This is a genomic window from Pantoea sp. At-9b, assembly GCF_000175935.2.
Taxonomy (GTDB): Bacteria; Pseudomonadota; Gammaproteobacteria; order Enterobacterales; family Enterobacteriaceae; genus Pantoea.
The window spans coordinates 904,311-930,963 of the sequence record NC_014837.1 but is presented as its reverse complement, the minus strand read 5'-3'; the positions used below and the strand labels follow the sequence as shown (position 1 = coordinate 930,963).

The window sequence follows — 26,653 nt, the reverse complement described above, 5'->3', positions numbered from 1 at the left end:
ACCCCGGTGAGTTTATGTGAAACAAAAGATTCTTGATGAATCGTTCTGCAACTAATGTGCCAACCGAAACAAAAAGAACACTTCTCCGTAAAATCAGGGTTGCGGCATTATCAGGCGAAAAAAAACGGGCGCATCGCCCGTCATCTGCAGTGATCAAAAAAGGTGCAAAGCACCAAAAAGGTGCCCTTTAACGGTGTTCCAGCTCATCCAGATGCTGATAAAGATCGGCAATCTGATGAATACGCTGACGCCCCTGCGACAACATTTCATGCAGCAACGCATTCGCCAGCAGATTAATCAGACTCATGGCCGAGGCATAACTATCAAAGGCCGAGACGCTGTCGAGCGGTGCGCACAGCTGCCAGCGCGCCAGGGTGAGGATGCCCTGTGCCTGGGGTTCGCACAGCGCCAGCACCGGAATGTGACTCTGCTGCAACTGCTGCATCAGCGGACGGATGATGCGCGGACGACGGCGAAACGCCATCACCACCACCACATCCTCGGGGGTAATATCCACCAGCTCCTCACCCAGCGTCTGGCCGGGTTGCGGCAGCACATGTACCTGGGGACGCGCCTGCATCAACTGTTGACGCAGATGCAGTGCTACCGGATAGGCGTTACGCATGCCAATGATAAACAAGCGTTTTGCCTGCGCCAGCGCCTGAATGACGTCGCCAAACTGCTGCGGGTCAATGCTGTTAACCCACTGCGTCAGGTTCGCCATCTCCTGCTTGTAGTGACGCGACAGCAGCGTGTTGCCCTGCACCGCATCACGGTTATCCGTCAGTGGCATGCCGCTCTGGCGCAGCGTGCGCAACTCATCGCGCATGTCTTTATATTTTTCGTAACCGAGGCGCTTGAACAGCCGACTCACCGTGGCTTTTGACACGCCACTCAGCCGCGCCAGCTCGGCGCTGTTGTAGCTGATCAGGTCATCAAAGTGGTCAAAGACAAAATCGGCAATGCGCTGCTCCTGCGGCGACAGTTGCGGATAATGACTGCGGAGGCGTTCATCTAGCTGTTTCATCATTCATCCTGTAACTTTCGTTTCATCACAAACTAGCATAAATCGATCCACAATGGTGTCCGACCAAAACTGGAACAGCTCTTGCTATACCTTTCCCATGTACCCAAAAATGAGTTCACTATGATACAGAGCAATATGGCCCCGTTAGGTATGGCCGTAACCCCGCATCATCTCGCCAGTGAAAGTGCCTTATCGGTCCTGCGCGAAGGTGGCAATGCTATCGAAGCAATGGTGGCAGCCGCCGCCACTGTCGCCGTGGTTTACCCACATATGAATGGCTTAGGCGGCGATGGCTTCTGGCTGATCGTACCGCCCGGTGGTGATCCGATCGCCATCGATGCCAGCGGTGCTGCTGGCTCACTGGCGCACTTCGACTTCTACCACGGCGCAACAAAAATTCCACACCGTGGCCCGAAAGCCGCCCTGACCGTAGCTGGCACCGTCAGCGGCTGGCAGGAAGCACTGACCTTCTCTGCTGAGCTGGGTAACCCGGCGCTGCCCGTTGCCCGTCTGCTGCGCGATGCCATCCGTTATGCGGCTGACGGCATTCCCGTCACCGCTTCCCAGGCGGCAGCGACTGCCGCAAAACGTCATGAATTGCAGGACCAGCCCGGTTTTGCCGCTAACTTTTTACCCGATGGCGCAGTGCCTGCCGCAGGCAGCCGTTTCACCCAACCGGCGCTGGCGAATACGCTGAGCCTGCTGTGCGAACAGGGCTTAGACAGTTTTTATCGCGGCGATCTGGCGCATCATCTGGCACGTGAAATGTCGGCGCTGGGTATGCCGATCACGCTGGAAGATCTGCAACGCCAGCAGGCACGCCGCTGCACGCCCCTGCATCTGGCACACAGTGAAGGCGATATCTGGAACATGACGCCACCCACCCAGGGGCTGGTATCGCTGGCGATTCTGGGTATTACCGACCGCCTTAACATGGCAGATGCCGATGAAGCGCAGACCATTCATCGTATCGTCGAAGCCACCAAGAAAGCCTTTGGCCTACGTGACCAACATATTACCGATCCACGCCATATCGACATTGATGTGCAGAGCCTGCTGGAGGCCGACCATCTGGCGGGCCTCGCCGCGCAAATTGATGATGCAGCCGCCGCGCCCTGGGGCACCGGCAAAGGTCCGGGTGACACCGTGTGGATGGGGGTGATGGACAGCAGCGGGCTGGCGGTCTCCTTTATCCAGAGCATCTATCATGAATTCGGCAGCGGTGTTGTACTGCCGGGTACCGGCATCACCTGGCAGAACCGGGGGGCAGCGTTCAGTTTACAGCCAGGTCATCTGTTGGCTCTGGCCCCGGGCAAACAACCCTTCCATACCCTTAACCCGGCGGCCGCACGGCTGAAAGATGGCCGCACCATGGTGTACGGCTCGATGGGGGGCGATGGCCAGCCGCAGACGCAAGCGGCGATTTTTACCCGTCATGTGATTCAGGGGCTGCCATTGCAACAGGCGGTGAGCGCACCGCGCTGGCTCCTGGGTCGTACCTGGGGACAATCCTCCGATTCCCTCAAGCTGGAAGCGCGTCTCGCCCCGGAAACGGTGCAGCAACTGCGCGATCTCGGCCATGAGGTCGAGTTGTTACCCGATTTTAGCGAGGTGGTGGGTCACGCCGGTGCCATCGTCCGCCATAACAACGGCATGTTTGAAGGCGCATTCGATCCACGCAGCAACGGTAGCGCCGCGGGTTTCTAAGGAGAAAAGATGAGTACACAACCGGACTGGGCCGCCTATATCGCCCAGATGGAACAGATTCTGGCGCTGGAGCTGGATGAGGCGCGCCGCGCCGAACTTTTAACCCAATTTAACCGTATTGCTGCCATGGCTGAACCGTTGATGGCCTTTCCGCTCGACGATCGCATGGAAGTGGCGGGAGTGTATAAGCTATGAAACTTTCCACCCTTTCGATAAGCGCACTGCAACAGGCGCTGAGCAACGGTGAGATCAGCGCACGCGCGATTGCCGAACAAACGTTGACGGCAATTGAACAACACAACCCGGCGCTGAATGCCTGGACCGAAGTCACCGGTCAGCGCATGTTAAAAGAAGCGGATCAGTTGGATACGCAACGCCAGCGCGGGGAAACCCTCCCGCCACTGGCCGGTATTCCCTATGCAGTGAAGAACCTGTTTGATGTCGCCGGGCACAGTACGCTGGCCGGTGCCAGCCTGTTCAGCGAACGTCCGGCGGCACGCGATGATGCCTGGGCGGTGAGCAAGCTACGCCAGTCGGGGGCACTGCTCTCCGGCATGCTCAATATGGATGCCTACGCTTACGGCTTCACGACCGAAAACACCCATTATGGACCGACACACAATCCGCGCGATCTCAGCCGGGTTGCTGGCGGCTCATCAGGAGGGTCCGCCGCCGCTGTCGCGGCCGGATTGGTGCATTTCTCGCTCGGTAGCGATACCAACGGTTCGATTCGCGTACCGGCCTCGCTGTGCGGCATTTATGGTCTGAAACCGACCTTTGGCCGTTTATCGCGCAGCGGTAGCCATCCGTTTGTCGCCAGCCTTGACCATATCGGCCCGTTCGCCCGATCGGTGGAAGATCTCAGCCTGGTGTACGACACCTTACAGGGAGCCGACCCCAGCGATGCGTTTCAGGCCGCTCAACCGGTGACCGCTGCCAGTCAAACCCTGACGCAAGGGCTTGAGGGGCTGCGTTGTGGCGTGCTCGGCGGTTTCTTCTCTACCTGGTGCAACGATGACGCCCGTGCCGCGCTGGCCATTGCCGCCAAAGCGCTGGCAGCCAACGACGAAGTGACAATGGCGAATGCCGAGATCGCGCGTTCAGCCGCCTTTATCCTCACCGCCGCCGAAGGGGGCAATCACTATCTGCCGAAACTGCGTGAGATGCCGGAACGTTTTGAACCCAACTCGCGTGAACGTCTGCTGGCGGGTGCGATGCTGCCTTCCGCCTGGTATGTGCAGGCGCAGCGCTTCCGTCGCCATTTCCAGCAGCAGGTATTGCCGCTGTTTGAACACTTTGATGTGCTGATCGCCCCGGCGACGCCATGCAGTGCCACCACCATCGGCCAGGAAACCATTCACATCAACGGACAGGATCTGCCAACCCGCGCCAGCATGGGGATGCTGACCCAGCCAATCTCCTTCCTCGGCCTGCCGGTCTGTACCGTGCCCTTACCGACCACCAGCGGCTTACCGATTGGTTTGCAGCTGATCGCCGCGCCGTTTAAAGAACACCTCGCATTGCGCGCCGCCTGGGCGCTGCAACAGCAAGGGCTGACGTTGCCGCAAACCACTCTGATGGACGCATAACCATGACACCCGAGAATATTGATCGTCCGGCGATTGTCGCCGAAGTGACTGCCGCGTTTTATCGCTATGAACAGGCGCTGGTCAGCAATGATGTGGCGGTACTGGATGAACTGTTCTGGCACGACAGCCGCACGGTGCGTCTTGGTGCCGGTGAAAACCTGTATGGCATCGAGGAGATCCGCGCGTTTCGTGCCGCTCGTCCCTCTGCCGGATTGGACCGCGACTTACGCCATACGGTGATCACCACCTTTGGTGATGATTATGCGGTGTGCAGCACGGAATTTACGCGCGCCGGGACGGAGAAAATTGGCCGTCAGCAGCAGACATGGGTCCGCTTGCCGTGTGGCTGGCGTATTGTTGCCGCGCAGGTGAGTTTGATGGTTTAAATACATCCACAATCGTAGCGGCGCGATTTATCGCGCAATTTCGTGCGCGATGCAGGAAAAACCCACGCGATAAATCGCGCCGCTACAGGGGTATTAAGCGGGATGAGTCTCCATCCAATGCTCGGCAATTTGCTGGCGCGTACACACCCAAACCCGATCGTGTTGCTGGATATGGTCAAGGAAGCGTTGCAGGGCGCGGAACTTACCAGGACGCCCCAACAGGCGGCAATGCATGCCAATCGACATCATCTTCGGCGCAGTTTCGCCCTCTTCGTACAACACATCAAAGGTATCGCGCAGATAGGTGTAGAACTGTTCGGCCGTGTTGAAACCCTGCGGCGAGGCGAAGCGCATATCGTTACATTCCAGCGTATAAGGAATGATCAGATGCGGTTTTACCGTGCCATCCTGGCAGGTCACCTGCGTCCAGAATGGCAAGTCATCACCGTAGTAGTCGCTGTCGTAGCTAAAGCCGCCCTGCTCTACCACCAGGCGGCGCGTGTTCGGGCTGTCGCGCCCGGTGTACCAGCCGGTTGGCGCTTTGCCAAACAGGTCTTTCAACACATCTACCGCCTGCTGCATATGCTGGCGTTCAGTTTTCGCATCCATTCCCTGATAGTGGATCCAACGCCAGCCGTGGCTGACCACGTCATAGTCGGCAGCTTTAATCGCGGCCACAATCTCTGGATGACGTGCCAACGCCATCGCCACACCAAAGATGGTCAGCGGTAAACCGCGCTTTTGAAATTCGTGGTGAATGCGCCAGAAACCGGCGCGGGAACCGTACTCATACAGCGAATCCATCGACATATGGCGATCGGCGTAGCTGGCGGCCCCGATGATATCAGACAGAAACTGCTCGGAACCGGCGTCGCCGTGCAGCACGTTATTTTCAGCGCCCTCTTCGTAATTGAGGACAAATTGCACTGCCACGCGGGCTTTCCCTGGCCAGTGGGCATGCGGTGGTTGGCCTGCGTAACCAATCAGGTCGCGTGGATAGTTTTTGTTGAAGCTGTACTCTTTCTTTTCAGATACATCAGTCATTCTGTAAGTTCCTGTGTAAACCTCAACCAGTGCTTAGTTTAGGTGCTGGAAGGCACCTGTGAGCGGTTTTTCTATCGGGTAATCGAGATCGCCGTGCTTGCTGGTGCCAAAGCCCAGCGCCACCAGCGACTCCACCATTTTGACCGCCGCACCGACACCGTCGATCACCGGTAAACCGAGTTCGCGGGTCAGATCCTGGGCCAGCGTTGCCATGCCGCCACACCCCAGGACAATCGCCCCGCTACCGTCTTCCCGCTTTGCCTGGAGACAACGCTGGCGCACCTTTTCCTGCGCCGCCCCGCTGCCATCTTCCAATGCCAACACCGGCAGATCGATGGCGTGAAGCGCAGCACAATGGTGGCTAAAGCCATATTGCTGCAACAGATGACGCGCAATGACCAGAGTGCGCGGCAGCGTGGTCACGATGGAAAAACGCGTCGCCAGCAGCGTCGCAGTATGCATGGCCGCTTCGGCAATGCCCACGACCGGGCCTGTCGCCAGCTCGCGCGCCGCCAGTAATCCGGGATCGCCAAAGCAAGCGATCACATGACCACTGACACCCTGCGCTTTGCCCAGCTTCACCTGCTCCAGCACCCCGAGCGCGGCGATCGCTTCATCAAAGTGGCCCTCAATCGACGGCACCCCCTGGCTCGGACAAACCGCGATAATCTCGGTGCCCGGCGCGGCTACCGCACGCGCGGCCTGAGCGATGGTTTCTGTCATCGCCCGGCTGGTATTGGGGTTAATAACCTGGATCAGACTCATCCGGTGACTCCTTTACCGGCGAACAGCCGGGCGAAATCGGGGAGGGTTTCACCGCTGCGTTCGAAATGCAGGCTGGCAACAATATGTTCGAAATGGTGGTGGAGCGCTGCCGTCAGACCGGCCAGATCTTTCTGGCGCAGCAGATCCACCAGCCGATCGTGATGATCGCAACGGCAACCACGCTGCCAGGGAGCACCATACGCGGCAATCACCAGTGAAGAGCGTTGCGCCAGGTGCGTCACCATTTCGGTCAGCACCTGATTACCCGAAATCGCCTGGAGTTGAATATGAAACGCCGCTGACAAGCGGATAGCCGCCGCACCATCATGCTGCTCATGCGCCTGCTGTTCCGCCGCGATCAAATCCGCCAGCGCGGCCAGATGTGGTGGCTGTACATGGGCCAGGACCGCCGCCAGGTTGGCGCACTCCAGCATACTGCGCGTGGTGAAGATATCCCGCGCTTCCTCTACCCCCGGTGTCGCCACCTGTGCACCACGCCTGGGCGACAAGGTGATCATTTGCACCGCAGCGAGGCGTTGTAGCACCTTGCGGATGCCGGTACGGCTGACGCCAAATACCTCAGACAATGCCTCTTCAGGCAATTTGCTGCCTGGCGGCAGTTGGTGTTCCACGATCGCGCTCAACAGCGCCTGGTAAATGGGTTCGTCTCTATCATGCAGATCTGCGGCCGTTCTCTGGCCTGTTTCACTCTTCATTTCCCGCTCCGGTAAATGTCTGTGCACAGCACATCGTATACGCGAAAAACAATTTTTGTATACAAGAAATCAATTCTGGCCTGGATCCTGCAATACCGTTTCACGCTGTGATTATTATTCATTATTAAGAGAGGAGCAGGTTTCATGCCAAATCATTCTGAAGTGACCTCTGCGGTGGCCTCTGAAGCCAACGCCCACTATAGTCCACGACTTTGCAATGAAGATCTGGCACCGACGCGTGACCAGAACTGGTCGTGGTACAACATTTTCTCTTTCTGGATGTCGGACGTGCACAGCATGGGCGGCTACGTGGTGGCGGCCAGCTTCTTCACACTGGGGCTGGCGAGCTGGCAGGTGCTGATGTGTCTGTTGGTGGGGATTTGTATTGTGCAGCTTTGCGCCAACCTGGTGGCGAAGCCGAGCCAGATGGCGGGCGTGCCTTATGCGGTGATTTCGCGTCAGGCGTTCGGCGTGTTCGGAGCCAATATCCCGGCGGTGATCCGTGGCCTGATCGCGTTTGCCTGGTACGGTATTCAGACTTACCTTGCTGCGAATGCGCTGATGCTGGTGCTGCTGAAGTTCTTCCCGTCCCTGTCCGGCATGACGCACAGTAGCTGGCTGGGCTTATCGCAACTTGGCTGGTGCTGCTTCGGCCTGATGTGGTTCTTGCAAGCGCTGGTGTTCTGGCACGGGATGAACGCCATTAAACGTTTTATCGATGTAGCCGGCCCGGCAGTATATGTAGTGATGGTGGCACTGGCCGGCTGGATTGTATACAAGACCGGTTTTGACGGCATCTCTTTTACCCTCGCCAGCAAGCAGTTAAGTGCGGGCGAACAGACCTGGCAGATGATCACCGCAACGGCGCTGGTGGTGTCCTACTTCTCCGGTCCGCTGCTTAACTTTGGTGACTTCTCTCGCTATGGCAAAAACATGGGTGAGATTCGCCGTGGCAACCGCTGGGGTTTGCCATTCAACTTCCTGCTGTTCTCGATTGTAACAGTGGTGATTGTCTCTGGCTCCAATTCACTGTTCGGACGCATGATTACCGACCCGATCGAAACCGTCAGTATGGTGGGTAACGATTTGGCGGTGGCGCTTGGTCTGTTGACAATGATCACAGCCACCATTGGGATCAACATCGTGGCAAACTTTGTGTCTCCCGCTTTCGACTTTTCCAACTGCTCACCGCAGAAAATCAGCTTCCGTACTGGAGGCATGATCGCCGCCGTCGGTTCCGTGCTGCTGACGCCGTGGAACCTGTTCCAGTCACCTGAGTTGATTCATTACACGCTGGATGTACTGGGTTCCTTTATCGGGCCACTGTTTGGCATTCTGATCGCCGATTTCTATCTGATCAAACGCAGCAAGGTGTATGTCGATGACCTGTTTGATGATACGTCGAAAGGTCGCTACTGGTATCAAGGGGGCTTTAACCCGAAAGCGATCGCCGCGCTGCTGCCTTCGGTGGGGATTTGCCTGCTTATCAGCTTTATTCCGTCATTGCATGAGGTGGCAAACTTTAGCTGGTTTATCGGTGTGGCTCTCGGGATGGGTTGCTATCGCTGGCTGGCGCGTGCTGAACGTGAAGCTCCGGTAGCAGAGGCGTATCGTGGCAAGGTGGCGGTACAGAAGGATTAATCCTGAATTAACCGTAGCAGCGCGATGATTCACGGATGCAGAAAAGCAAAAAGCCGATTCATCGCTGAATCGGCTTCTTTAAAGAGATTGGCGGTGCGGACGGGACTCGAACCCGCGACCCCCGGCGTGACAGGCCGGTATTCTAACCGACTGAACTACCGCACCGCGCTGTGTTCCCCGTCGGGAACGAGGCGCATATTAATGGCATGGCGATCTGCCGTCAATGCTTTTTCTGAGGGTTTGTTTCGTTTGCTGTTTTTTTCAGCTTAACGTTGCTTTTCCACGCAAAATCAGCGATTTCAGGCACGCCACAGACAGCTACCGCCCTTCTTCATCACCAGATCTAAACGACTTTCGTGTGCCAGGCACTCTTCATCGCTGGCGCTGACGACGCGCAAGCCCGACGCCGGACGTACAATACGTTGAATATTTTCACCGTCCACCTGATTGCTCTGCTCGCTCTCCATGGAAAAAGCCAGCGATGTCTGACCACCGGTCAGGGTCAGGAACACTTCCGCGAGGATTTCGGCATCGAGTAATGCGCCGTGCAGCGTTCGTTTGCTGTTATCAATCTCAAGGCGGCTACACAGGGCATCGAGGCTGTTACGCTTGCCCGGGAACATCTTACGCGCCATCGCCAGGCTGTCGGTAACCTGACAGAAGGTGTCCGTTTTGCCGATGTCGCGCTTCAACATGGCAAATTCGTAATCCATAAAGCCGATGTCGAACGAGGCGTTATGGATCACCAGCTCGGCACCGCGAATGTAGTCGAGAAACTCATCCGCAATGTCGCTAAAGCTCGGTTTATCCGCCAGAAATTCATCGGCAATACCGTGAACACCAAAGGCTTCCGGGTCCACCAGACGATCAGGCTTGAGGTAGATGTGAAAGTTGTTACCAGTCAGGCGACGGTTGATCACCTCTACCGCACCGATTTCAATAATGCGGTGTCCTTCATAGTGCACACCGATCATGTTCATGCCGGTGGTTTCGGTATCGAGGACGATCTGGCGGTTATTTGCAGTGCTCATAGGACTCGTTTATGTCAGACTTGGCGTTTTATAAGTCAAGGAAGTCTACCAGAGATGCGTAAACAGGTAGAAATTTTCACCGATGGGTCCTGCCTCGGTAACCCTGGCCCCGGTGGCTACGGTGCAATTCTGCGTTATCGTCAGCATGAGAAAACCTTCAGCGCCGGATACCGCCTCACCACCAATAACCGTATGGAACTGATGGCCGCGATTGTCGCGCTGGAAGCGCTGACGCAGCCGTGCGAAGTGGTGATCAGCACCGACAGCCAGTATGTGCGCCAGGGCATCACCAGTTGGATCCACAACTGGAAGAAACGTGGCTGGAAAACCGCCGACAAAAAACCGGTGAAGAATGTCGATCTGTGGCAACGGCTCGATTTGGCGCTGAGCTCGCATCAAATCGTGTGGGAATGGGTGAAGGGCCATGCCGGTCATCCGGAAAACGAACGCTGCGATGAGCTGGCCCGTAGCGCCGCGAGCCAGCCAACCCAGGATGATGTCGGCTATCAGCCTGAATCCTGATCCTTCATGTTCCGGAACTGTCGCGTGGCATTAACGGTCTGCCGCAGTTGTGTTTTGCTCAGGCTCTTTTTCACTTTGGTAGGCGTTAACGGGAAGGTTCGTTTACGCGCTACCACCACATTCAGACAGCCCAATGCCGGCAGATGCGCGCTGATCACTTTACCGCCCTGCCGGTGCCACGGCACAACCTGGAAACGGGTGCGATAGACGACTTCATAGTTCAGCAGGTGCAGCCAGTCCAGCAGGCGCATCTGGCTAAACATACGGCCACTCCAGGGCGCGCGGCCATGCAGGCCCGGAATCCCTTTGCTGATGCCCAACAGGCTGAACGGATTAAAGCCACTGATAATCATCCAGCCGTCATCAATCAACACCCGGTCTACTTCACGCAGTACCCGATGCGGGTCCTGGCTCCAGGATAAGGTATGGGCCAACAGGCAGGCATCGATCGACTTGGATTCGAACGGCAGTTGGGTCGCACGGGCAATCACCTGCAACTCGTCGCCCTCTTCGCCGACATTGACCTGATGCGAAATGGGACAATGGCTGGTGTTGATTTCTGCGCTCAGACTGCCAATTTTAAGCATATGAAAGCCATACAGCTTCCCGAGGTAAGGTTGCAGTTGCTGAGTTAATGCGTCGCGGAAATAGTCGCCCCAGGGCATGTCGCGCCAGGAGCGCGGCGCAGTCAGGATTTGGCGTGTTTTAGCCGGCTTCATGCTTTACCATCTTCCTTTTTCTACGGCCTGAGAGGTGTTTATGAATCTTACCAGTATTCCCGCATTGCAGGATAACTACATCTGGACACTGACCGATGAGCACAATCATTGCCTGATTGTCGATCCCGGTGAAGCGCAGCCAGTGCTGGACAAAATTCGCGCTAACCGCTGGCAGCCGGTGGCGATTTTACTGACGCATCACCATCACGACCATGTCGGTGGCGTCGCAGAACTGTTGCAACACTTCCCCGAGCTTGAGGTTTTCGGTCCACAGGAAACTGCGGATAAGGGCGCAAAGCATATTCTCGCCGAGGGTGATGAATTTACCTTGTTGGGGATAAATTTCCGTGTCATCGCGACCCCCGGCCACACTTTAGGACATATCTCATATTTCAGCTCACCTTATCTTTTCTGTGGTGACACGATGTTTTCAGGCGGTTGCGGCCGATTATTTGAAGGCACTGCACAACAAATGTTTGAGTCATTTCAGAAGCTTAATGAACTGCCTGCCGACACATTGATTTGCTGTGCTCATGAGTACACTTTATCCAACATGAAGTTTGCTGCGGCTATTCTGCCCCATGACCCGAAAATTTTAGCAAGGTTCCAGCAAATTAAGGACTTACGTGCAGAAAATCGCATCACTTTGCCAACAAATTTGGCTTTAGAACGGGAAATAAATTTATTTCTCCGCACGCAAGATGCTGATTTACAAAGGGCTTTAGGCGGTAATTTTACAACTGCGCCACTATGGCAAGCTTTTGCTGATCTACGCGAGAAGAAAGATCGTTTTTGATATTTTTGGTTGTGTTGTGTCAGACCGTCAAGTATGATTGCTCGTCTTTTAAGCGAACTATTGACACACACATGAAGGCAAAAGCGATATTAATCGCCTCTGTCTTGCTGGTGGGAGGTTGTCAGGCATCAAGGAATGACGCCACTATCCCGCAACAGCATGCTCAGAGCCTGTCTTCAGCTGGTCAAGGTGAAAATGGAAAGTACGGAGATCGCTTGTTGTCGCCGCGCTGGCAAGATGATGGAACAAGCCTCGCAGAAGACACTGATCTCTGGAATCACATTAGTGACGAGTTGAAGATGGGGATTCCGGATAACTCCCGGATCCGCGAACAAAAAACAAAGTACTTAAAAAATAAGAGCTATCTCCACGATGTAACATTACGGGCAGAGCCGTACATGTACTGGATAGTCGAGCAGATACAGAAACGTAAGATGCCGATGGAACTAGTACTGCTACCCATAGTGGAGAGCGCTTTTGACCCACATGCAACATCTTCTGCGAATGCCGCAGGCATCTGGCAGATTGTTGCAACAACGGGCAAAAACTATGGTTTGAAACAAAACCAGTGGTATGACGGTCGCCGGGATGTGGTGGCGTCTACCAAGGTTGCGCTGGATATGATGCAGCGTCTCAACACCATGTTTGACGGTGACTGGTTACTGACCGTTGCCGCTTATAACAGTGGTGAAGGACGTGTGTTGAAAGCGATTAAACAGAATAAGGCGCGCGGTAAGCCGACCGATTTCTGGAGTTTATCGCTGCCACGCGAAACCGCGGTTTATGTTCCGAAAATGTTGGCCTTGAGCGATATTCTCAAGAACAACAAGCGCTACGGCATCAAATTGCCGACCCCGAACGAGAGCCGTGCACTGGCTCGTGTTGAAGTGGGTCAGCAGATTGAGCTGACGCAGGCCGCAGATATGGCTGGCATGTCGTTAAGTAAGCTGAAAAGCTTCAATGCTGGTTATAAACACGGCAGCACAGCGCCGAATGGACCGCACTACATTATGGTGCCTAAGTCCAACGTTGCTCAGCTCCGCAATTCACTGGCCTCCGGTGATATTGCCGCCGTGCAGCCTTCTCAACTGGCAAAAGCCGGTGATGCGGGAAGCAGCTACACGGTTCGCAAAGGCGACACCTTGTCTGGCATTGCCAGCAAGCTCGGCGTGAGCATTAATACACTGAAGCAGCAGAATAACCTGCGCGGTGCCTCGGTTCGAATCGGTCAGAAACTGACCATCGGCGATAAAGGCTCGCAGCTGGCCGATAACGGCAACAGCATCACCTATCGTGTTCGTAAGGGTGATTCTCTTGCCAGTATCGCGCGACGTCATGGAGTTAACATTCAGGACGTTATGCGCTGGAACAGTGTATTAAGTGATGCGAAAAACATTCAGCCGGGTGATAACCTCACGCTGTTTGTTCATAATAGCGCAACGCCAGACACCTAATGGCGCGAAAAGGCTGACAAATGTCAGCCTTTTTCTTTTTATGCGGATGAAAAAATCTGCTGCGCGTAGCGGTTAGCGCGGGATGGCGTTAAATTCAACCAGCAACGGATTATGGTCAGAAGCGCGGGTCACCAGTACCGAGGCTTCACTGACCTTCATATCACGGTAGAAAACAAAATCCAGTGGGCGACCAAAGGCTTTGCGCCGATGGTCATCGGTAAACGTCACTTCCTGCAATGCCATGTCCTGTGCAAAGCGAAACAACGCTCTCATCCTCTGACGACTCCAGGCATTAAAATCACCGGCCATAATCACCGGGCCGCGATGGTATTGGATTTGCTCCCCAATTGGCCCCAGCTGTTTACTGTAGACATCAATACCGAGGCTGAAATTGACGGCATGGATATTCACCACCATCAACATTTCGCCATTGGGTAGCGGATAAGCCGTTACCAACGCCGATTTTGCCAGGCGCAACAGCGGCTCGCGTTCACGTAAGGGGCAGCAGTACACCGGATGGGCGGAAGCCAGCGTCATCACCCCTGAAGGGTGCTGTGGCAGGACAAAAGCAGGCACCTGATCGGCAGCCAGATAGTTTGTGGTGGCGAACCTCACCAACTCGGGGGTGGTTTGCGCTTCCTGTAGCAACACCAGATGAGCATCCTTACCAAAGCCTTGCAGCACTGACATCCAGTCTGCACGTTGCTGTTTAAAGATGTTCCACACCAATACCCGTAATGTCGGGTCGGCTGTCAGTGGTGCGCCGGGCGGTAACGCCTGCCCAACATGCAGCATCGCTCCTGGCGGAAAGATCCGCTCAGCAGGCTGTCCTGCTACATAACGCATTGCATAGGTTTTTTTCCGCACTTTACCGCCTAGCTAATTACAAACATACTTCACCTGACTGTTATAGGGATTTTAGCGCGGGGTTTCAATTGGTGTTCTTGATTGTCGGAATGGCCTTAACGGCTTTTAAGTGCATCAGCCCACCTGAACGTGGGCTGATAGTCAGGATTATTCGACTGCCATCACTGCTCGCGGCCTGTCGAGCGAACCACTCAGGCGCACCAGCAACAAGGCGATAAAGACAATCACTGCCCCCACCCATGGCGTTTGCGCTAAGCCATAATGCTGCACGATATGGCCGCCCACAGAAGAACCCAGCGCAATACCAATATTAAAAGCCGCAATATTTAGACCAGAAGCCACATCCACTGCGCCCGGTGCGTAACGCTCCGCCTTCTGTACCACATAAACCTGCAAACCTGGCACGTTGGCAAAGGCAAAGATCCCCATCACCACCACGGTGACCAATGCCAGATAGTGCATACTCGCTGTGATCTGGAAGATGCCCAATAATAGCGCCAGCGCGGCGAAAATCAGCGTCAGAGCGGGTACCGCACCGCGACGATCCGCCAACTTACCGCCCCAGATATTACCAATTGCCACTGCGATACCATAACCCAGCAAGATAACGCTCACGGCGGAAGGTGAGAAGCCTGCCAGCGACTGCATCATCGGTGCCAGAAAAGTGAAAGCGGTAAACACCCCACCGTAACCCAGAGCCGTAATGGCATAGATCAGCAACAAACGGGGATTGGTTAACACGCGGGCCTGCTGTCGTAACGAAGCCACCGGCGGCTGGGCAATATGGCGTGGAACCAGCAACATACTGGCGACGAGGGCGATTATCCCCAACATCGATACCGCCAGGAAGCTTTCGCGCCAGCCAAAATGCTGCCCGATCAGCGTTCCTAATGGCACGCCGGTTACCAGGGCAACCGTCAGACCACCAAACATAATCGCGATGGCGCTGGCGGCTTTCTCTTTGCTGACCAGATTAGTGGCGATGGTTGATCCTACCGAGAAGAACACGCCATGTGCCAGACCGGTCAGCAGTCGGGCAATCACCAGCGTTTCGTAGTTAGGTGCCTGCCAGGCAACCAGATTGCCCAAGGTGAAAAGCGCCATTAGCCCCATCAGCAAATGTTTACGCGGTAATTTCCCGGTCAATGCCGTCAGTACCGGTGCCCCGACGGCGACACCAAGAGCGTAGATAGAAACGAGCATCCCGGCTGAAGGCAGGGTAATCGTAAGTTGTTGCGCGATGGTCGGGATCAACCCGACGATGACAAATTCAGTGGTTCCGATAGCAAAGGCGCTGATGGTCAGCGCCCAGAGTGCAAGTGGCATGATTGGCTCCCAATTCGTTTTGATGGGCGTCAGTATCCGCTTATGGTTTAATGACAAAAAGATGCAAAATCACAATAGACTTTTGCCTGTGGAGGGATAATGAAGGCGTCATCAGACGAGCTGAAAGTGTTTATTGCTGTCGTGGAAAGCGGAAGTTTCAGTCGTGCTGCTGAACAACTGCATATGGCGAATTCGGCGGTCAGCCGGACCGTGAAAAAGCTGGAGACGAAGTTAGGTGTGGCGTTATTGACCCGAACGACGCGCCAACTGGCCCTCACTCATGAAGGTGAACACTATTTTCGCCGCGTACAGAAATTAATGCAGGAGATGTCGACTGCGGAGAGTGAGTTAATTGACCGCCAGCAGGCACCCCGCGGCGTATTACGCATTGATGCTGCAACACCGGTAATCCTGCATTTGTTGCTACCGATGGTTAAACCTTTTCGCGCACGCTATCCCGATGTCACCCTTTCGCTGATCTCTTCTGAGAGCTTTATCAATCTTATTGAGCGAAAAGTCGATGTCGCCATTCGTGCGGGGACGTTGACCGACTCCACCCTGCGCGCTCGCCTGCTATTTATCAGCTATCGCAAACTGGTCGCCACGCCGGCGTATCTGGCAAAGCGGGGGATGCCGCATTCTGTGGCCGATTTGGCACAGCATGAATGTCTGGGGTTCGTGGAGCCTTTACGTCTGAATCGCTGGCCGGTAGCGCAGGAAAACGGTGAACTTTATGATATTAATCCGGGAATGTCTTCGAACAGCGGGGAAACGATCAAACAACTTTGTCTGGATGACAATGGTATTGCCTGTCTGTCTGACTATATGGTCGATCAAGACATTGCCGACGGGACTTTTGTCGAGTTACTGGCAGATCAGCGCTTGCCGGTTGAAATGCCGTTTAACGCGGTATATTACAGCGATCTTGGTGTCAGCCAACGAGTACGGGCATTCATTGATTTTCTCAGTGATTGGGTACAGAACCAGCCCTGGCGTCGCCAGGACTGATCATTTCTTGTTTAATCCCAGGCCGGTGCCAGTCCATCCGGGCTGACCAAACGCTGATCACGATTCAGCGCGTGGATCTTTTCCATATCATCCTGGTCCAGCTGTAATGTCTGTGCATGCAGGTTTCCGGCAAGATTGTCACGTTTGGTAGATGACGGAATGACGGCATAACCCAACTGCATCGCCCATGCCAGCACCACCTGCGCCGGTGTTGCCTGATGCTTCTGCGCGATGGTTTGAATCACTGCATCTTTCAGCGCTTCACCATAAGCCAGTGTCATATAAGAAGTAATGTGGATTCCCTGTTCCCGGGCGAACTTCACCACCTGCTCATTTTGCAAATACGGGTGCAGCTCAATCTGGTTAGTCGCAATATGCTCCACACCAACAGCGTCAATAGCTTCTTTCATTAGCGTAATCGGGAAGTTGGAGATACCAATCTGACGCGTCAGGCCCGCTTCTTTGGCTGCCAGTAATGCCTGCATGCTTTCTTTTACTGAAACAGCGCCTCCCGGCGACGGCCAGTGGATCAGGGTGAGATCCACATAATCGGTGCGCAGCTTCGCCAGGCTCTCTTTGAGGCTGGGGATCAACTTATCGGCAGAGAGGTTTTCAACCCAGATCTTGGTGGTCACGAACAGCTCGTTACGTGCAACACCGCTTTCGGCTATCGCCTGACCAACAGCGGCTTCATTTTCATAGATTTGTGCGGTATCGATTGTACGATAGCCAAGTTCAAGTGCGGTTTTAACCGAATGGATAACCACATCGTCTTGCAGACGGAAAGTACCTAAACCAAAAGCGGGGATTGTCATGATTTCCTCATCGTTGAGCGGAATTGTTTTCGATGAGATCATTGTGACAGCTTCTTTGTTGCCGAAAAATCCGCTGATAAGCAGAGGAATTTTGCGTTTCAGTCAACAATCTGAGGCAGAAATGCATAAATGAAAAAGCCCTGACTTTTCAGTCAGGGCTAATCAAGAGAGTGGCGGTGCGGACGGGACTCGAACCCGCGACCCCCGGCGTGACAGGCCGGTATTCTAACCGACTGAACTACCGCACCACCGAATACTGCATTACCAGCGGGGTCTCGCTGATAACCGGTGTTACCCTTTCGGGCAAGTACCTTAAATTGATGCCTGGCAGTTCCCTACTCTCGCATGGGGAGACCCCACACTACCATCGGCGCTACGGCGTTTCACTTCTGAGTTCGGCATGGGGTCAGGTGGGACCACCGCGCTACAGCCGCCAGGCAAATTCTGTTTATCCGCACCGCCCTCACAGGCCATACGAATCAATCCGTTTGAACAATGCTGAAAATTCTTGCGTCTCTCAACTCAAAACGCCTCTGGCGTTGTAAGGTTAAGCCTCACGGGTCATTAGTACCGGTTAGCTCAATGCATCGCTGCACTTACACATCCGGCCTATCAACGTCGTCGTCTTCAACGTCCCTTCAGGACTCTCAAGGAGTCAGGGAGAACTCATCTCGGGGCAAGTTTCGTGCTTAGATGCTTTCAGCACTTATCTTTTCCGCACTTAGCTACCGGGCAATGCCATTGGCATGACAACCCGAACACCAGTGGTGCGTTCACTCCGGTCCTCTCGTACTAGGAGCAACCCCCCTCAATTCTCCAGCGCCCACGGCAGATAGGGACCGAACTGTCTCACGACGTTCTAAACCCAGCTCGCGTACCACTTTAAACGGCGAACAGCCGTACCCTTGGGACCTACTTCAGCCCCAGGATGTGATGAGCCGACATCGAGGTGCCAAACACCGCCGTCGATATGAACTCTTGGGCGGTATCAGCCTGTTATCCCCGGAGTACCTTTTATCCGTTGAGCGATGGCCCTTCCATTCAGAACCACCGGATCACTATGACCTGCTTTCGCACCTGCTCGAGCCGTCACTCTCGCAGTCAAGCTGGCTTATGCCATTGCACTAACCTCCTGATGTCCGACCAGGATTAGCCAACCTTCGTGCTCCTCCGTTACACTTTGGGAGGAGACCGCCCCAGTCAAACTACCCACCAGACACTGTCCGCAGCCCGGATTACGGGCCTACGTTAGAACATCAAACATTAAAGGGTGGTATTTCAAGGTTGGCTCCACGCAGACTGGCGTCCACGCTTCAAAGCCTCCCACCTATCCTACACATCAAGGCTCAATGTTCAGTGTCAAGCTATAGTAAAGGTTCACGGGGTCTTTCCGTCTTGCCGCGGGTACACTGCATCTTCACAGCGATTTCAATTTCACTGAGTCTCGGGTGGAGACAGCCTGGCCATCATTACGCCATTCGTGCAGGTCGGAACTTACCCGACAAGGAATTTCGATACCTTAGGACCGTTATAGTTACGGCCGCCGTTTACCGGGGCTTCGATCAAGAGCTTCTCCTTGCGGATAACCCCATCAATTAACCTTCCGGCACCGGGCAGGCGTCACACCGTATACGTCCACTTTCGTGTTTGCACAGTGCTGTGTTTTTAATAAACAGTTGCAGCCAGCTGGTATCTTCGACTGGCTTCAGCTCCGGGAGCAAGTCCCTTCACCTAATGCCAGCGTGCCTTCTCCCGAAGTTACGGCACCATTTTGCCTAGTTCCTTCACCCGAGTTCTCTCAAGCGCCTTGGTATTCTCTACCTGACCACCTGTGTCGGTTTGGGGTACGATTTCGTGTTACCTGGAGCTTAGAGGCTTTTCCTGGAAGCAGGGCATCAGTTACTTCGCCACCGTAGTGGCTCGTCATCACGCCTCAGCATAAAGCGCACCGGATTTGCCTGGTGCACATGCCTACACGCTTAAACCGGGACAACCGTCGCCCGGATAACCTAGCCTTCTCCGTCCCCCCTTCGCAGTAACACCAAGTACAGGAATATTAACCTGTTTCCCATCGACTACGCTTTTCAGCCTCGCCTTAGGGGTCGACTCACCCTGCCCCGATTAACGTTGGACAGGAACCCTTGGTCTTCCGGCGAGCGGGCTTTTCACCCGCTTTATCGTTACTTATGTCAGCATTCGCACTTCTGATACCTCCAGCAGACCTCACAGTCCACCTTCAACGGCTTACAGAACGCTCCCCTACCCAACAACACATAGTGTCGCTGCCGCAGCTTCGGTGCATGGTTTAGCCCCGTTACATCTTCCGCGCAGGCCGACTCGACCAGTGAGCTATTACGCTTTCTTTAAATGATGGCTGCTTCTAAGCCAACATCCTGGCTGTCTGGGCCTTCCCACATCGTTTCCCACTTAACCATGACTTTGGGACCTTAGCTGGCGGTCTGGGTTGTTTCCCTCTTCACGACGGACGTTAGCACCCGCCGTGTGTCTCCCGTGATAACATTCTCCGGTATTCGCAGTTTGCATCGGGTTGGTAAGCCGGGATGGCCCCCTAGCCGAAACAGTGCTCTACCCCCGGAGATGAGTTCACGAGGCGCTACCTAAATAGCTTTCGGGGAGAACCAGCTATCTCCCGGTTTGATTGGCCTTTCACCCCCAGCCACAAGTCATCCGCTAATTTTTCAACATTAGTCGGTTCGGTCCTCCAGTTAGTGTTACCCAACCTTCAACCTGCCCATGGCTAGATCACCGGGTTTCGGGTCTATACCCTGCAACTTAACGCCCAGTTAAGACTCGGTTTCCCTGCGGCTCCCCTATACGGTTAACCTTGCTACAGAATATAAGTCGCTGACCCATTATACAAAAGGTACGCAGTCACACCCCGAAGGATGCTCCCACTGCTTGTACGTACACGGTTTCAGGTTCTGTTTCACTCCCCTCGCCGGGGTTCTTTTCGCCTTTCCCTCACGGTACTGGTTCACTATCGGTCAGTCAGGAGTATTTAGCCTTGGAGGATGGTCCCCCCATATTCAGACAGGATACCACGTGTCCCGCCCTACTCATCGAACTCACAGCAAGTGTATCTTCGTGTACGGGAGTATCACCCTGTACCCTGCGACTTTCCAGACGCTTCCACTGACACACAAACTGATTCAGGTTCTGGGCTGTTCCCCGTTCGCTCGCCGCTACTGGGGGAATCTCGGTTGATTTCTTTTCCTCGGGGTACTTAGATGTTTCAGTTCCCCCGGTTCGCCTCGTTAACCTATGTATTCAGTTAACGATAGTGCACAAGTGCACTGGGTTTCCCCATTCGGACATCGTCGGCTGTAGCGGTTCATATCACCTTACCGACGCTTTTCGCAGATTAGCACGTCCTTCATCGCCTCTGACTGCCAGGGCATCCACCGTGTACGCTTAGTCGCTTAACCTCACAACCCACAGGCGTTTTCACGCATGCAGACTGCAAGCATTTGAGAGACTCGAACACATCGCTTTCATTTCTTATTACGGAGAAATGAAACAACGTGTCGTTTCAAATTTTCAGCTTGTTCCGGATTGTTAAAGAGCAAATACTTCGCAGCACACCGTTTCCGGTACGCTCTGAAGTATTGAAGTACTGTAATGGTGGAGCTAAGCGGGATCGAACCGCTGACCTCCTGCGTGCAAGGCAGGCGCTCTCCCAGCTGAGCTATAGCCCCATACAGTTACTGCAGAGACCACTACTACCACTCAACCGAGTTAACATTCTTACATGAAGAATGTAATTTCTTCTCAGGCAAGGCATGCGGAAGGGAAGTTTACTCAGGTAAACGACCGCGCGCATAACGCAGCATGAGGAGAAATTTGGTAGGCCTGAGTGGACTTGAACCACCGACCTCACCCTTATCAGGGGTGCGCTCTAACCACCTGAGCTACAAGCCTGTAGAGGTTTTTTCTGCTCGTTACTTTTTCATCAGACAATCTGTGTGAGCACTTCGAAGGAAGGTATCTTCAGGTAAGGAGGTGATCCAACCGCAGGTTCCCCTACGGTTACCTTGTTACGACTTCACCCCAGTCATGAATCACAAAGTGGTAAGCGCCCTCCCGAAGGTTAAGCTACCTACTTCTTTTGCAACCCACTCCCATGGTGTGACGGGCGGTGTGTACAAGGCCCGGGAACGTATTCACCGTAGCATTCTGATCTACGATTACTAGCGATTCCGACTTCATGGAGTCGAGTTGCAGACTCCAATCCGGACTACGACGCACTTTATGAGGTCCGCTTGCTCTCGCGAGGTCGCTTCTCTTTGTATGCGCCATTGTAGCACGTGTGTAGCCCTGGCCGTAAGGGCCATGATGACTTGACGTCATCCCCACCTTCCTCCGGTTTATCACCGGCAGTCTCCTTTGAGTTCCCGACCGAATCGCTGGCAACAAAGGATAAGGGTTGCGCTCGTTGCGGGACTTAACCCAACATTTCACAACACGAGCTGACGACAGCCATGCAGCACCTGTCTCACGGTTCCCGAAGGCACTAAGGCATCTCTGCCAAATTCCGTGGATGTCAAGGCCAGGTAAGGTTCTTCGCGTTGCATCGAATTAAACCACATGCTCCACCGCTTGTGCGGGCCCCCGTCAATTCATTTGAGTTTTAACCTTGCGGCCGTACTCCCCAGGCGGTCGACTTAACGCGTTAGCTCCGGAAGCCACGCCTCAAGGGCACAACCTCCAAGTCGACATCGTTTACAGCGTGGACTACCAGGGTATCTAATCCTGTTTGCTCCCCACGCTTTCGCACCTGAGCGTCAGTCTTTGTCCAGGGGGCCGCCTTCGCCACCGGTATTCCTCCAGATCTACTACGCATTTCACCGCTACACCTGGAATTCTACCCCCCTCTACAAGACTCTAGCCTGCCAGTTTCGAATGCAGTTCCCAGGTTAAGCCCGGGGATTTCACATCCGACTTGACAGACCGCCTGCGTGCGCTTTACGCCCAGTAATTCCGATTAACGCTTGCACCCTCCGTATTACCGCGGCTGCTGGCACGGAGTTAGCCGGTGCTTCTTCTGCGGGTAACGTCAATTGCTGAAGCTATTAACTTCAACACCTTCCTCCCCGCTGAAAGTACTTTACAACCCGAAGGCCTTCTTCATACACGCGGCATGGCTGCATCAGGCTTGCGCCCATTGTGCAATATTCCCCACTGCTGCCTCCCGTAGGAGTCTGGACCGTGTCTCAGTTCCAGTGTGGCTGGTCATCCTCTCAGACCAGCTAGGGATCGTCGCCTAGGTGAGCCGTTACCCCACCTACTAGCTAATCCCATCTGGGTTCATCCGATGGTGTGAGGCCCGAAGGTCCCCCACTTTGGTCTTGCGACGTTATGCGGTATTAGCTACCGTTTCCAGTAGTTATCCCCCTCCATCGGGCAGATCCCCAGACATTACTCACCCGTCCGCCACTCGTCACCCAAGGAGCAAGCTCCTCTGTGCTACCGTTCGACTTGCATGTGTTAGGCCTGCCGCCAGCGTTCAATCTGAGCCATGATCAAACTCTTCAATTTAAGTTTGATGCTCAAAGAATTAAACTTCGTAATGAATTACGTGTTCACTCTTGAGACTTGATATTTTTTAAGTCCGTAGACTTTTGATATCAATCCTGCGAGTGCCCACACAGATTGTCTGATAAATTGTTAAAGAGCAGTGCGAGCAGCGGGTTAACCGTCTGTCGCGAGGTGGCGTATATTACGCTTTCCTCCTTCAGAGTCAATCTCTTTTTCGAGATTTTTCTCTGGCGGGATGAATCACTTCGTCCCTCGCTGACCGTCTGCGTTGCCGCTTGCCGTGTCAGTGGAGGCGCATTATAGGGAGACTCTGACGAAGCGCAAGCGTAAATTTCAACTTTTTTACTGTTCGGCTGAAATTTGTGCAAAAGGCCCGTTTTTAGCCCTTTTTAATACGTTCCGGCAGGTCAGCCAGGCTATCAATCACCCAATCTGCAACCGCTTCGCCTTCCGCTGTCACCGGTTTACCCGTCCGCACTAATACTTTCGTGCCAACACCTGCCGCTTGCGCCGCCTGCATATCTTCCAGTTTATCGCCAACCATATAAGAAGCAGCCATATCTATATGCAGATGCTTTTGCGCTGAAAGCAGCATGCCGGGCTGCGGTTTACGGCAGTCACATTGCTGGCGGTACTCTTCAACCGTCGCATCCGGTAAATGCGGGCAAAAATAGATGCCGTCGAGATCAACATCACGGTCCGCCAGGGACCAGTCCATCCACTCGGTCAACTGCATGAACTGGTCTTCAGTAAACATGCCGCGCGCAATGCCCGACTGATTGGTGACCAGTACCAATGCATAGCCCATTTTTTTCAGCGCCTGCAACGCCTCAATGGTGCCATCAATAAACTGAAAATTATCGATCTCATGGACATAGCCGTGATCGACATTCAATGTGCCATCACGATCAAGAAAAATAGCCGGGACTTTGTTCGCCACGTAGAAACTCCTGCTGCAAAAATTGCCGGTCAGTATCGCATGATTGCGCATACTGAGAGAATGGCAGATTGAATGACTTTCATTGATTTAGCCGTCTGGATGCCTTACCATCCATCCAGATTTCACACGGCGTAGCCAGATGAAACCCGAAACACCACGGACAACGCAACACGATAATAATTAACCTAATGATTAAACTCGAAAATATTAGCAAAGTGTTCCAGCAAGGCTCACGCACGATTCAGGCGTTATCCAACGTCAGCCTGCACGTGCCTGCCGGACAGATTTATGGCGTCATCGGTGCATCCGGTGCCGGTAAAAGTACACTTATTCGCTGCGTCAATCTGCTGGAGCGTCCAACGTCAGGCCGGGTATGGGTCGATGGCCAGGATCTGACGGCGCTTTCTGCCAGCCAGCTGACGCGGACACGCCGCCAGATTGGCATGATCTTCCAGCATTTTAACCTGATGAACTCGCGCACCGTTGCCGGCAATGTCGCTTTACCGCTCGAGCTGGGTAATCTTTCACGCGAACAGATTAAACAACGCGTCAGCGAGTTGCTCGATCTGGTCGGTCTGGCAGATAAACATGATGCATGGCCCGCCAATCTGTCCGGTGGTCAAAAGCAACGTGTCGCCATTGCCCGCGCACTGGCCAGCAATCCTAAAGTGCTGTTGTGTGACGAAGCCACCAGCGCCCTGGACCCGGCAACCACCCGCTCCATCCTGGAGTTGCTGAAGGATATCAATCGCCGTCTTGGCCTGACCATTCTGCTGATCACCCATGAAATGGATGTGGTGAAGCGCATCTGTGATCAGGTCGCGGTAATCAGCCAGGGTGAACTGATTGAACAAGACACCGTAAGCGAAGTGTTTTCTCATCCGAAAACCCCGCTGGCGCAGCAGTTTATTCAGTCAACTTTGCATCTCGATATTCCCGACGATTACCAGCAGCGGATGTCGGCCCAGTCTGGAACCGCAACCGTGCCTTTATTACGCCTGGAATTCACCGGCAAGTCAGTGGATGCGCCCCTGCTGTCGGAAGCGGCACGTCGCTTCAACGTTAACAACAATATCATTAGCGCGCAGATGGATTACGCCGGTGGCGTGAAATTCGGCATCATGCTGGCCGAGATGGACGGCAGTGAAATGGATACACAAGCCGCCATTGCCTGGCTGAAAGAGAATCACGTGAAAGTAGAGGTACTGGGTTATGTCTGAAGCGATGATGTGGCTACTGGGACGTGGCATTTGGGAAACGCTGATGATGACCTTTGTCTCCGGCTTCTTTGGTTTTGTACTCGGTCTGCCGGTCGGCGTACTGCTATACGTCACGCGTCCTGGCCAGATTCTGGCGAACGGTGCACTGTATCGCGTACTCTCGGCGCTGGTAAATATCTTCCGCTCCATCCCGTTCATTATCCTGCTGGTATGGATGATTCCTTTTACCCGCGCGATCGTCGGCACCTCGATTGGATTGCAGGCCGCGATTGTACCGCTGACCGTCGGTGCCGCGCCGTTTATCGCCCGTATGGTGGAAAACGCCCTGCTTGAGCTGCCCACCGGGTTGATCGAAGCGTCACGCGCGATGGGTGCCACACCATTACAAATCGTGCGTAAGGTGTTACTGCCGGAAGCCCTGCCAGGGCTAGTGAATGCCGCTACAATTACCCTGATTACGCTGGTTGGTTATTCCGCGATGGGCGGTGCCGTGGGCGCTGGCGGACTCGGTCAGATCGGCTATCAGTATGGTTACATTGGCTATAACGCCACCGTGATGAATACCGTACTGGTGCTGTTGGTGGTACTGGTTTATTTAATCCAATTCTGTGGCGACCGCATCGTGCGTGCTGTGTCCCATAAGTAAGCAAGCAATATCAATATTCTCTATTAAGGAAAGGATATGTCTTTTACATTTAAAAAGATTGCCGCTGTGGGCGCGCTGATTGGCGTGATTGCGCTGGCCGGATGCGATCAGAAAGCCAAAGATCCAAACCACATTAAAGTGGGTGTGATTGTTGGCGCCGAGCAGCAGGTTGCTGAAACGGCACAGAAAGTCGCGAAAGAGAAATATGGCCTGGATGTTGAATTGGTCACCTTCAACGACTACGTTCTGCCGAACGAAGCACTGAGCAAAGGCGATATCGACGTCAACGCCTTCCAGCATAAACCGTATCTGGATCAGCAGATCAAAGATCGCGGTTACAAGCTGGTGCCGGTTGGCAACACCTTCGTTTACCCGATTGCCGGTTACTCCAAAAAGATCAAATCGCTGGATGAGCTGCAAAACGGCGCTCAGATCGCTATCCCGAATGACCCGACTAACCTCGGCCGTTCACTGCTGCTGTTGCAGAAAGTGGGTCTGATCAAACTGAAAGACGGTGTTGGCCTGCTGCCGACCGCACTGGATATCACTGAAAACCCGAAAAACCTGAAGATTGTTGAGCTGGAAGCGCCGCAGTTGCCGCGTTCACTGGACGATCAGCAGATTGCGCTGGCCGTGATCAACACCACTTACGCCAGCCAGATCGGCCTGACTCCGGCGAAAGACGGTATCTTCGTTGAAGATAAAGATTCACCTTACGTGAACCTGATCGTCAGCCGTGAAGACAACAAAGATGCTGAAAACGTGAAGAAATTTGTTCAGGCTTACCAGTCTGACGAAGTCGCGGAAGCCGCGAACAAAATCTTCAACGGTGGTGCAGTGAAGGGCTGGTAATCTCCCTTCTCCTGACATCCAGGGCG

Annotated in this window: 22 protein-coding genes, 4 tRNA genes, 3 rRNA genes and 1 pseudogene; 13 read left to right on the top strand and 17 right to left on the bottom strand. The window is 54.2% G+C overall.

Features of this window, described 5'->3' with window-relative positions; genetic code table 11:
* Nucleotides 1-35 precede the first annotated feature (35 nt).
* Complete coding sequence (locus PAT9B_RS30870; RefSeq protein ID WP_190274643.1) at nt 36-191, top strand: hypothetical protein; 156 nt, start codon at nt 36-38, stop codon at nt 189-191.
* On the opposite strand, the gene hpxU is transcribed toward PAT9B_RS30870, so the two are convergent.
* Entirely contained in the window at nt 188-1,027 is an 840-nt protein-coding gene (hpxU, locus tag PAT9B_RS04100; RefSeq protein WP_013507990.1) for a MurR/RpiR family transcriptional regulator HpxU, read from the bottom strand. The genes PAT9B_RS30870 and hpxU overlap by 4 nt on opposite strands.
* A 120-nt stretch (nt 1,028-1,147) precedes the next feature.
* On the opposite strand from hpxU, the gene PAT9B_RS04095 reads away from it, so the two are divergent.
* Genes PAT9B_RS04095 through hpxZ form a run of 4 tightly spaced genes read left to right on the top strand, consistent with a single transcriptional unit; the run spans nt 1,148 to nt 4,709 of the window.
* A complete protein-coding gene (locus PAT9B_RS04095; RefSeq protein WP_013507989.1) occupies nt 1,148-2,734 on the top strand; it encodes a gamma-glutamyltransferase family protein in 1,587 nt (528 codons plus the stop codon).
* Nucleotides 2,735-2,743: 9 nt separating this feature from the next.
* On the top strand, nt 2,744-2,929 hold the full coding sequence (gene hpxX, locus PAT9B_RS04090) for an oxalurate catabolism protein HpxX (protein WP_013507988.1): 186 nt from the start codon (nt 2,744-2,746) through the stop codon (nt 2,927-2,929).
* Nucleotides 2,926-4,323: an AtzE family amidohydrolase gene (locus PAT9B_RS04085; protein WP_013507987.1), complete on the top strand. Its 1,398-nt coding sequence runs from the start codon at nt 2,926-2,928 to the stop codon at nt 4,321-4,323. The genes hpxX and PAT9B_RS04085 overlap by 4 nt, the downstream gene beginning before the upstream one ends.
* A 2-nt stretch (nt 4,324-4,325) precedes the next feature.
* Complete coding sequence (gene hpxZ, locus PAT9B_RS04080) at nt 4,326-4,709, top strand: oxalurate catabolism protein HpxZ (RefSeq protein WP_013507986.1); 384 nt, start codon at nt 4,326-4,328, stop codon at nt 4,707-4,709.
* 93 nt (nt 4,710-4,802) lie between these two features.
* Here the strand turns inward: hpxZ and puuE are convergent, their stop codons facing one another.
* Genes puuE through PAT9B_RS04065 form a run of 3 tightly spaced genes read right to left on the bottom strand, consistent with a single transcriptional unit; the run spans nt 4,803 to nt 7,234 of the window.
* Nucleotides 4,803-5,753 carry an allantoinase PuuE gene (gene puuE / locus PAT9B_RS04075; RefSeq protein WP_013507985.1) on the bottom strand — a complete coding sequence of 317 codons (951 nt, stop codon included), beginning with the start codon at nt 5,751-5,753 and terminating at the stop codon, nt 4,803-4,805.
* A 33-nt stretch (nt 5,754-5,786) separates the two neighbouring features.
* Nucleotides 5,787-6,518: an allantoin racemase gene (gene hpxA / locus PAT9B_RS04070; RefSeq protein ID WP_013507984.1), complete on the bottom strand. Its 732-nt coding sequence runs from the start codon at nt 6,516-6,518 to the stop codon at nt 5,787-5,789.
* Nucleotides 6,515-7,234, bottom strand: coding sequence for a GntR family transcriptional regulator (locus tag PAT9B_RS04065; RefSeq protein WP_013507983.1), 720 nt, complete (start codon nt 7,232-7,234; stop codon nt 6,515-6,517). Before PAT9B_RS04065 ends, hpxA begins: the two co-directional genes overlap by 4 nt.
* A 144-nt stretch (nt 7,235-7,378) precedes the next feature.
* Here PAT9B_RS04065 and PAT9B_RS04060 point away from each other — a divergent pair, with 144 nt between their 5' ends.
* Entirely contained in the window at nt 7,379-8,875 is a 1,497-nt protein-coding gene (locus PAT9B_RS04060; RefSeq protein ID WP_013507982.1) for an NCS1 family nucleobase:cation symporter-1, read from the top strand.
* Between the two features lie 88 nt (nt 8,876-8,963).
* On the opposite strand, the gene PAT9B_RS04055 is transcribed toward PAT9B_RS04060, so the two are convergent.
* Both PAT9B_RS04055 and dnaQ read right to left on the bottom strand, forming a co-directional pair.
* A tRNA-Asp gene (locus PAT9B_RS04055) sits at nt 8,964-9,040 on the bottom strand.
* 134 nt (nt 9,041-9,174) lie between these two features.
* Entirely contained in the window at nt 9,175-9,906 is a 732-nt protein-coding gene (dnaQ, locus tag PAT9B_RS04050) for a DNA polymerase III subunit epsilon (protein ID WP_013507981.1), read from the bottom strand.
* Between dnaQ and rnhA the strand changes: the two are divergent.
* Nucleotides 9,860-10,428 (top strand): annotated as a pseudogene (gene rnhA / locus PAT9B_RS04045) (ribonuclease HI). The gene dnaQ and the pseudogene rnhA sit on opposite strands and share 47 nt — an antisense overlap.
* On the opposite strand, the gene PAT9B_RS04040 reads toward rnhA, so the two are convergent.
* The gene (locus PAT9B_RS04040; RefSeq protein WP_013507979.1) at nt 10,413-11,147 is read right to left on the bottom strand and encodes a class I SAM-dependent methyltransferase; all 735 of its coding nucleotides are present in this window, start codon (nt 11,145-11,147) and stop codon (nt 10,413-10,415) included. The pseudogene rnhA and the gene PAT9B_RS04040 overlap by 16 nt on opposite strands.
* A gap of 40 nt (nt 11,148-11,187) precedes the next feature.
* Here PAT9B_RS04040 and gloB point away from each other — a divergent pair, with 40 nt between their 5' ends.
* Together gloB and mltD are read left to right on the top strand one after the other, a co-directional pair.
* On the top strand, nt 11,188-11,943 hold the full coding sequence (gene gloB / locus PAT9B_RS04035) for a hydroxyacylglutathione hydrolase (protein ID WP_013507978.1): 756 nt from the start codon (nt 11,188-11,190) through the stop codon (nt 11,941-11,943).
* Between the two features lie 71 nt (nt 11,944-12,014).
* Nucleotides 12,015-13,397, top strand: coding sequence for a murein transglycosylase D (gene mltD / locus PAT9B_RS04030; protein WP_013507977.1), 1,383 nt, complete (start codon nt 12,015-12,017; stop codon nt 13,395-13,397).
* Between the two features lie 72 nt (nt 13,398-13,469).
* Here mltD and PAT9B_RS04025 read toward each other — a convergent pair whose 3' ends face one another.
* Together PAT9B_RS04025 and PAT9B_RS04020 are read right to left on the bottom strand one after the other, a co-directional pair.
* Complete coding sequence (locus PAT9B_RS04025; protein ID WP_013507976.1) at nt 13,470-14,264, bottom strand: endonuclease/exonuclease/phosphatase family protein; 795 nt, start codon at nt 14,262-14,264, stop codon at nt 13,470-13,472.
* A gap of 147 nt (nt 14,265-14,411) precedes the next feature.
* Nucleotides 14,412-15,590: an MFS transporter gene (locus tag PAT9B_RS04020; protein ID WP_013507975.1), complete on the bottom strand. Its 1,179-nt coding sequence runs from the start codon at nt 15,588-15,590 to the stop codon at nt 14,412-14,414.
* A gap of 99 nt (nt 15,591-15,689) precedes the next feature.
* On the opposite strand from PAT9B_RS04020, the gene yafC reads away from it, so the two are divergent.
* Complete coding sequence (gene yafC, locus PAT9B_RS04015; protein WP_013507974.1) at nt 15,690-16,598, top strand: DNA-binding transcriptional regulator YafC; 909 nt, start codon at nt 15,690-15,692, stop codon at nt 16,596-16,598.
* Nucleotides 16,599-16,609: 11 nt separating this feature from the next.
* Here the strand turns inward: yafC and dkgB are convergent, their stop codons facing one another.
* The 8 genes from dkgB to gmhB all read right to left on the bottom strand — a co-directional run bounded on the left by dkgB (nt 16,610) and on the right by gmhB (nt 23,909).
* Nucleotides 16,610-17,413, bottom strand: coding sequence for a 2,5-didehydrogluconate reductase DkgB (gene dkgB / locus PAT9B_RS04010; protein ID WP_013507973.1), 804 nt, complete (start codon nt 17,411-17,413; stop codon nt 16,610-16,612).
* Between the two features lie 171 nt (nt 17,414-17,584).
* Nucleotides 17,585-17,661: transfer RNA gene (locus tag PAT9B_RS04005), tRNA-Asp, on the bottom strand.
* Nucleotides 17,662-17,735: 74 nt separating this feature from the next.
* Nucleotides 17,736-17,851 (bottom strand): 5S ribosomal RNA (gene rrf / locus PAT9B_RS04000).
* A 105-nt stretch (nt 17,852-17,956) separates the two neighbouring features.
* Nucleotides 17,957-20,859: ribosomal RNA gene (locus PAT9B_RS03995) — 23S ribosomal RNA — on the bottom strand.
* Between the two features lie 194 nt (nt 20,860-21,053).
* Nucleotides 21,054-21,129, bottom strand: a tRNA-Ala gene (locus tag PAT9B_RS03990).
* 146 nt (nt 21,130-21,275) lie between these two features.
* Nucleotides 21,276-21,352, bottom strand: a tRNA-Ile gene (locus PAT9B_RS03985).
* A 74-nt stretch (nt 21,353-21,426) separates the two neighbouring features.
* Nucleotides 21,427-22,969: ribosomal RNA gene (locus PAT9B_RS03980) — 16S ribosomal RNA — on the bottom strand.
* Together the 16S, 23S and 5S rRNA genes with 3 tRNA genes alongside form the textbook arrangement of a ribosomal RNA operon.
* Nucleotides 22,970-23,348: 379 nt before the next feature.
* Nucleotides 23,349-23,909 (bottom strand): D-glycero-beta-D-manno-heptose 1,7-bisphosphate 7-phosphatase, encoded by a 561-nt coding sequence (gene gmhB / locus PAT9B_RS03975; RefSeq protein WP_013507972.1) that lies wholly within the window; start codon nt 23,907-23,909, stop codon nt 23,349-23,351.
* A 188-nt stretch (nt 23,910-24,097) separates the two neighbouring features.
* Between gmhB and metN the strand changes: the two genes are divergently transcribed.
* From metN to PAT9B_RS03960, 3 genes are read left to right on the top strand one after another with little or no spacing between them, the layout of a single operon-like run.
* Nucleotides 24,098-25,129 (top strand): methionine ABC transporter ATP-binding protein MetN, encoded by a 1,032-nt coding sequence (gene metN, locus PAT9B_RS03970; protein ID WP_013507971.1) that lies wholly within the window; start codon nt 24,098-24,100, stop codon nt 25,127-25,129.
* Nucleotides 25,122-25,775 (top strand): methionine ABC transporter permease MetI, encoded by a 654-nt coding sequence (locus PAT9B_RS03965; RefSeq protein WP_013507970.1) that lies wholly within the window; start codon nt 25,122-25,124, stop codon nt 25,773-25,775. Before metN ends, PAT9B_RS03965 begins: the two co-directional genes overlap by 8 nt.
* 36 nt (nt 25,776-25,811) lie before the next feature.
* A complete protein-coding gene (locus PAT9B_RS03960) occupies nt 25,812-26,627 on the top strand; it encodes a MetQ/NlpA family lipoprotein (protein WP_013507969.1) in 816 nt (271 codons plus the stop codon).
* Nucleotides 26,628-26,653 lie beyond the last annotated feature (26 nt).

Coding starts and splice junctions, on each gene's coding strand:
- hpxZ (WP_013507986.1), top strand. CDS start 4,326: ATGACACCCGAGAATATTGATCGTCCGGCGATTGTCGCCGAAGTGACT.
- PAT9B_RS03960 (WP_013507969.1), top strand. CDS start 25,812: ATGTCTTTTACATTTAAAAAGATTGCCGCTGTGGGCGCGCTGATTGGC.
- PAT9B_RS04085 (WP_013507987.1), top strand. CDS start 2,926: ATGAAACTTTCCACCCTTTCGATAAGCGCACTGCAACAGGCGCTGAGC.
- PAT9B_RS30870 (WP_190274643.1), top strand. CDS start 36: ATGAATCGTTCTGCAACTAATGTGCCAACCGAAACAAAAAGAACACTT.
- PAT9B_RS04065 (WP_013507983.1), bottom strand. CDS start 7,234: ATGAAGAGTGAAACAGGCCAGAGAACGGCCGCAGATCTGCATGATAGA.
- hpxU (WP_013507990.1), bottom strand. CDS start 1,027: ATGAAACAGCTAGATGAACGCCTCCGCAGTCATTATCCGCAACTGTCG.
- mltD (WP_013507977.1), top strand. CDS start 12,015: ATGAAGGCAAAAGCGATATTAATCGCCTCTGTCTTGCTGGTGGGAGGT.
- puuE (WP_013507985.1), bottom strand. CDS start 5,753: ATGACTGATGTATCTGAAAAGAAAGAGTACAGCTTCAACAAAAACTAT.
- PAT9B_RS04040 (WP_013507979.1), bottom strand. CDS start 11,147: ATGAAGCCGGCTAAAACACGCCAAATCCTGACTGCGCCGCGCTCCTGG.
- PAT9B_RS04020 (WP_013507975.1), bottom strand. CDS start 15,590: ATGCCACTTGCACTCTGGGCGCTGACCATCAGCGCCTTTGCTATCGGA.
- yafC (WP_013507974.1), top strand. CDS start 15,690: ATGAAGGCGTCATCAGACGAGCTGAAAGTGTTTATTGCTGTCGTGGAA.
- hpxX (WP_013507988.1), top strand. CDS start 2,744: ATGAGTACACAACCGGACTGGGCCGCCTATATCGCCCAGATGGAACAG.
- hpxA (WP_013507984.1), bottom strand. CDS start 6,518: ATGAGTCTGATCCAGGTTATTAACCCCAATACCAGCCGGGCGATGACA.
- PAT9B_RS04060 (WP_013507982.1), top strand. CDS start 7,379: ATGCCAAATCATTCTGAAGTGACCTCTGCGGTGGCCTCTGAAGCCAAC.
- dkgB (WP_013507973.1), bottom strand. CDS start 17,413: ATGACAATCCCCGCTTTTGGTTTAGGTACTTTCCGTCTGCAAGACGAT.
- PAT9B_RS03965 (WP_013507970.1), top strand. CDS start 25,122: ATGTCTGAAGCGATGATGTGGCTACTGGGACGTGGCATTTGGGAAACG.
- metN (WP_013507971.1), top strand. CDS start 24,098: ATGATTAAACTCGAAAATATTAGCAAAGTGTTCCAGCAAGGCTCACGC.
- gloB (WP_013507978.1), top strand. CDS start 11,188: ATGAATCTTACCAGTATTCCCGCATTGCAGGATAACTACATCTGGACA.
- PAT9B_RS04095 (WP_013507989.1), top strand. CDS start 1,148: ATGATACAGAGCAATATGGCCCCGTTAGGTATGGCCGTAACCCCGCAT.
- dnaQ (WP_013507981.1), bottom strand. CDS start 9,906: ATGAGCACTGCAAATAACCGCCAGATCGTCCTCGATACCGAAACCACC.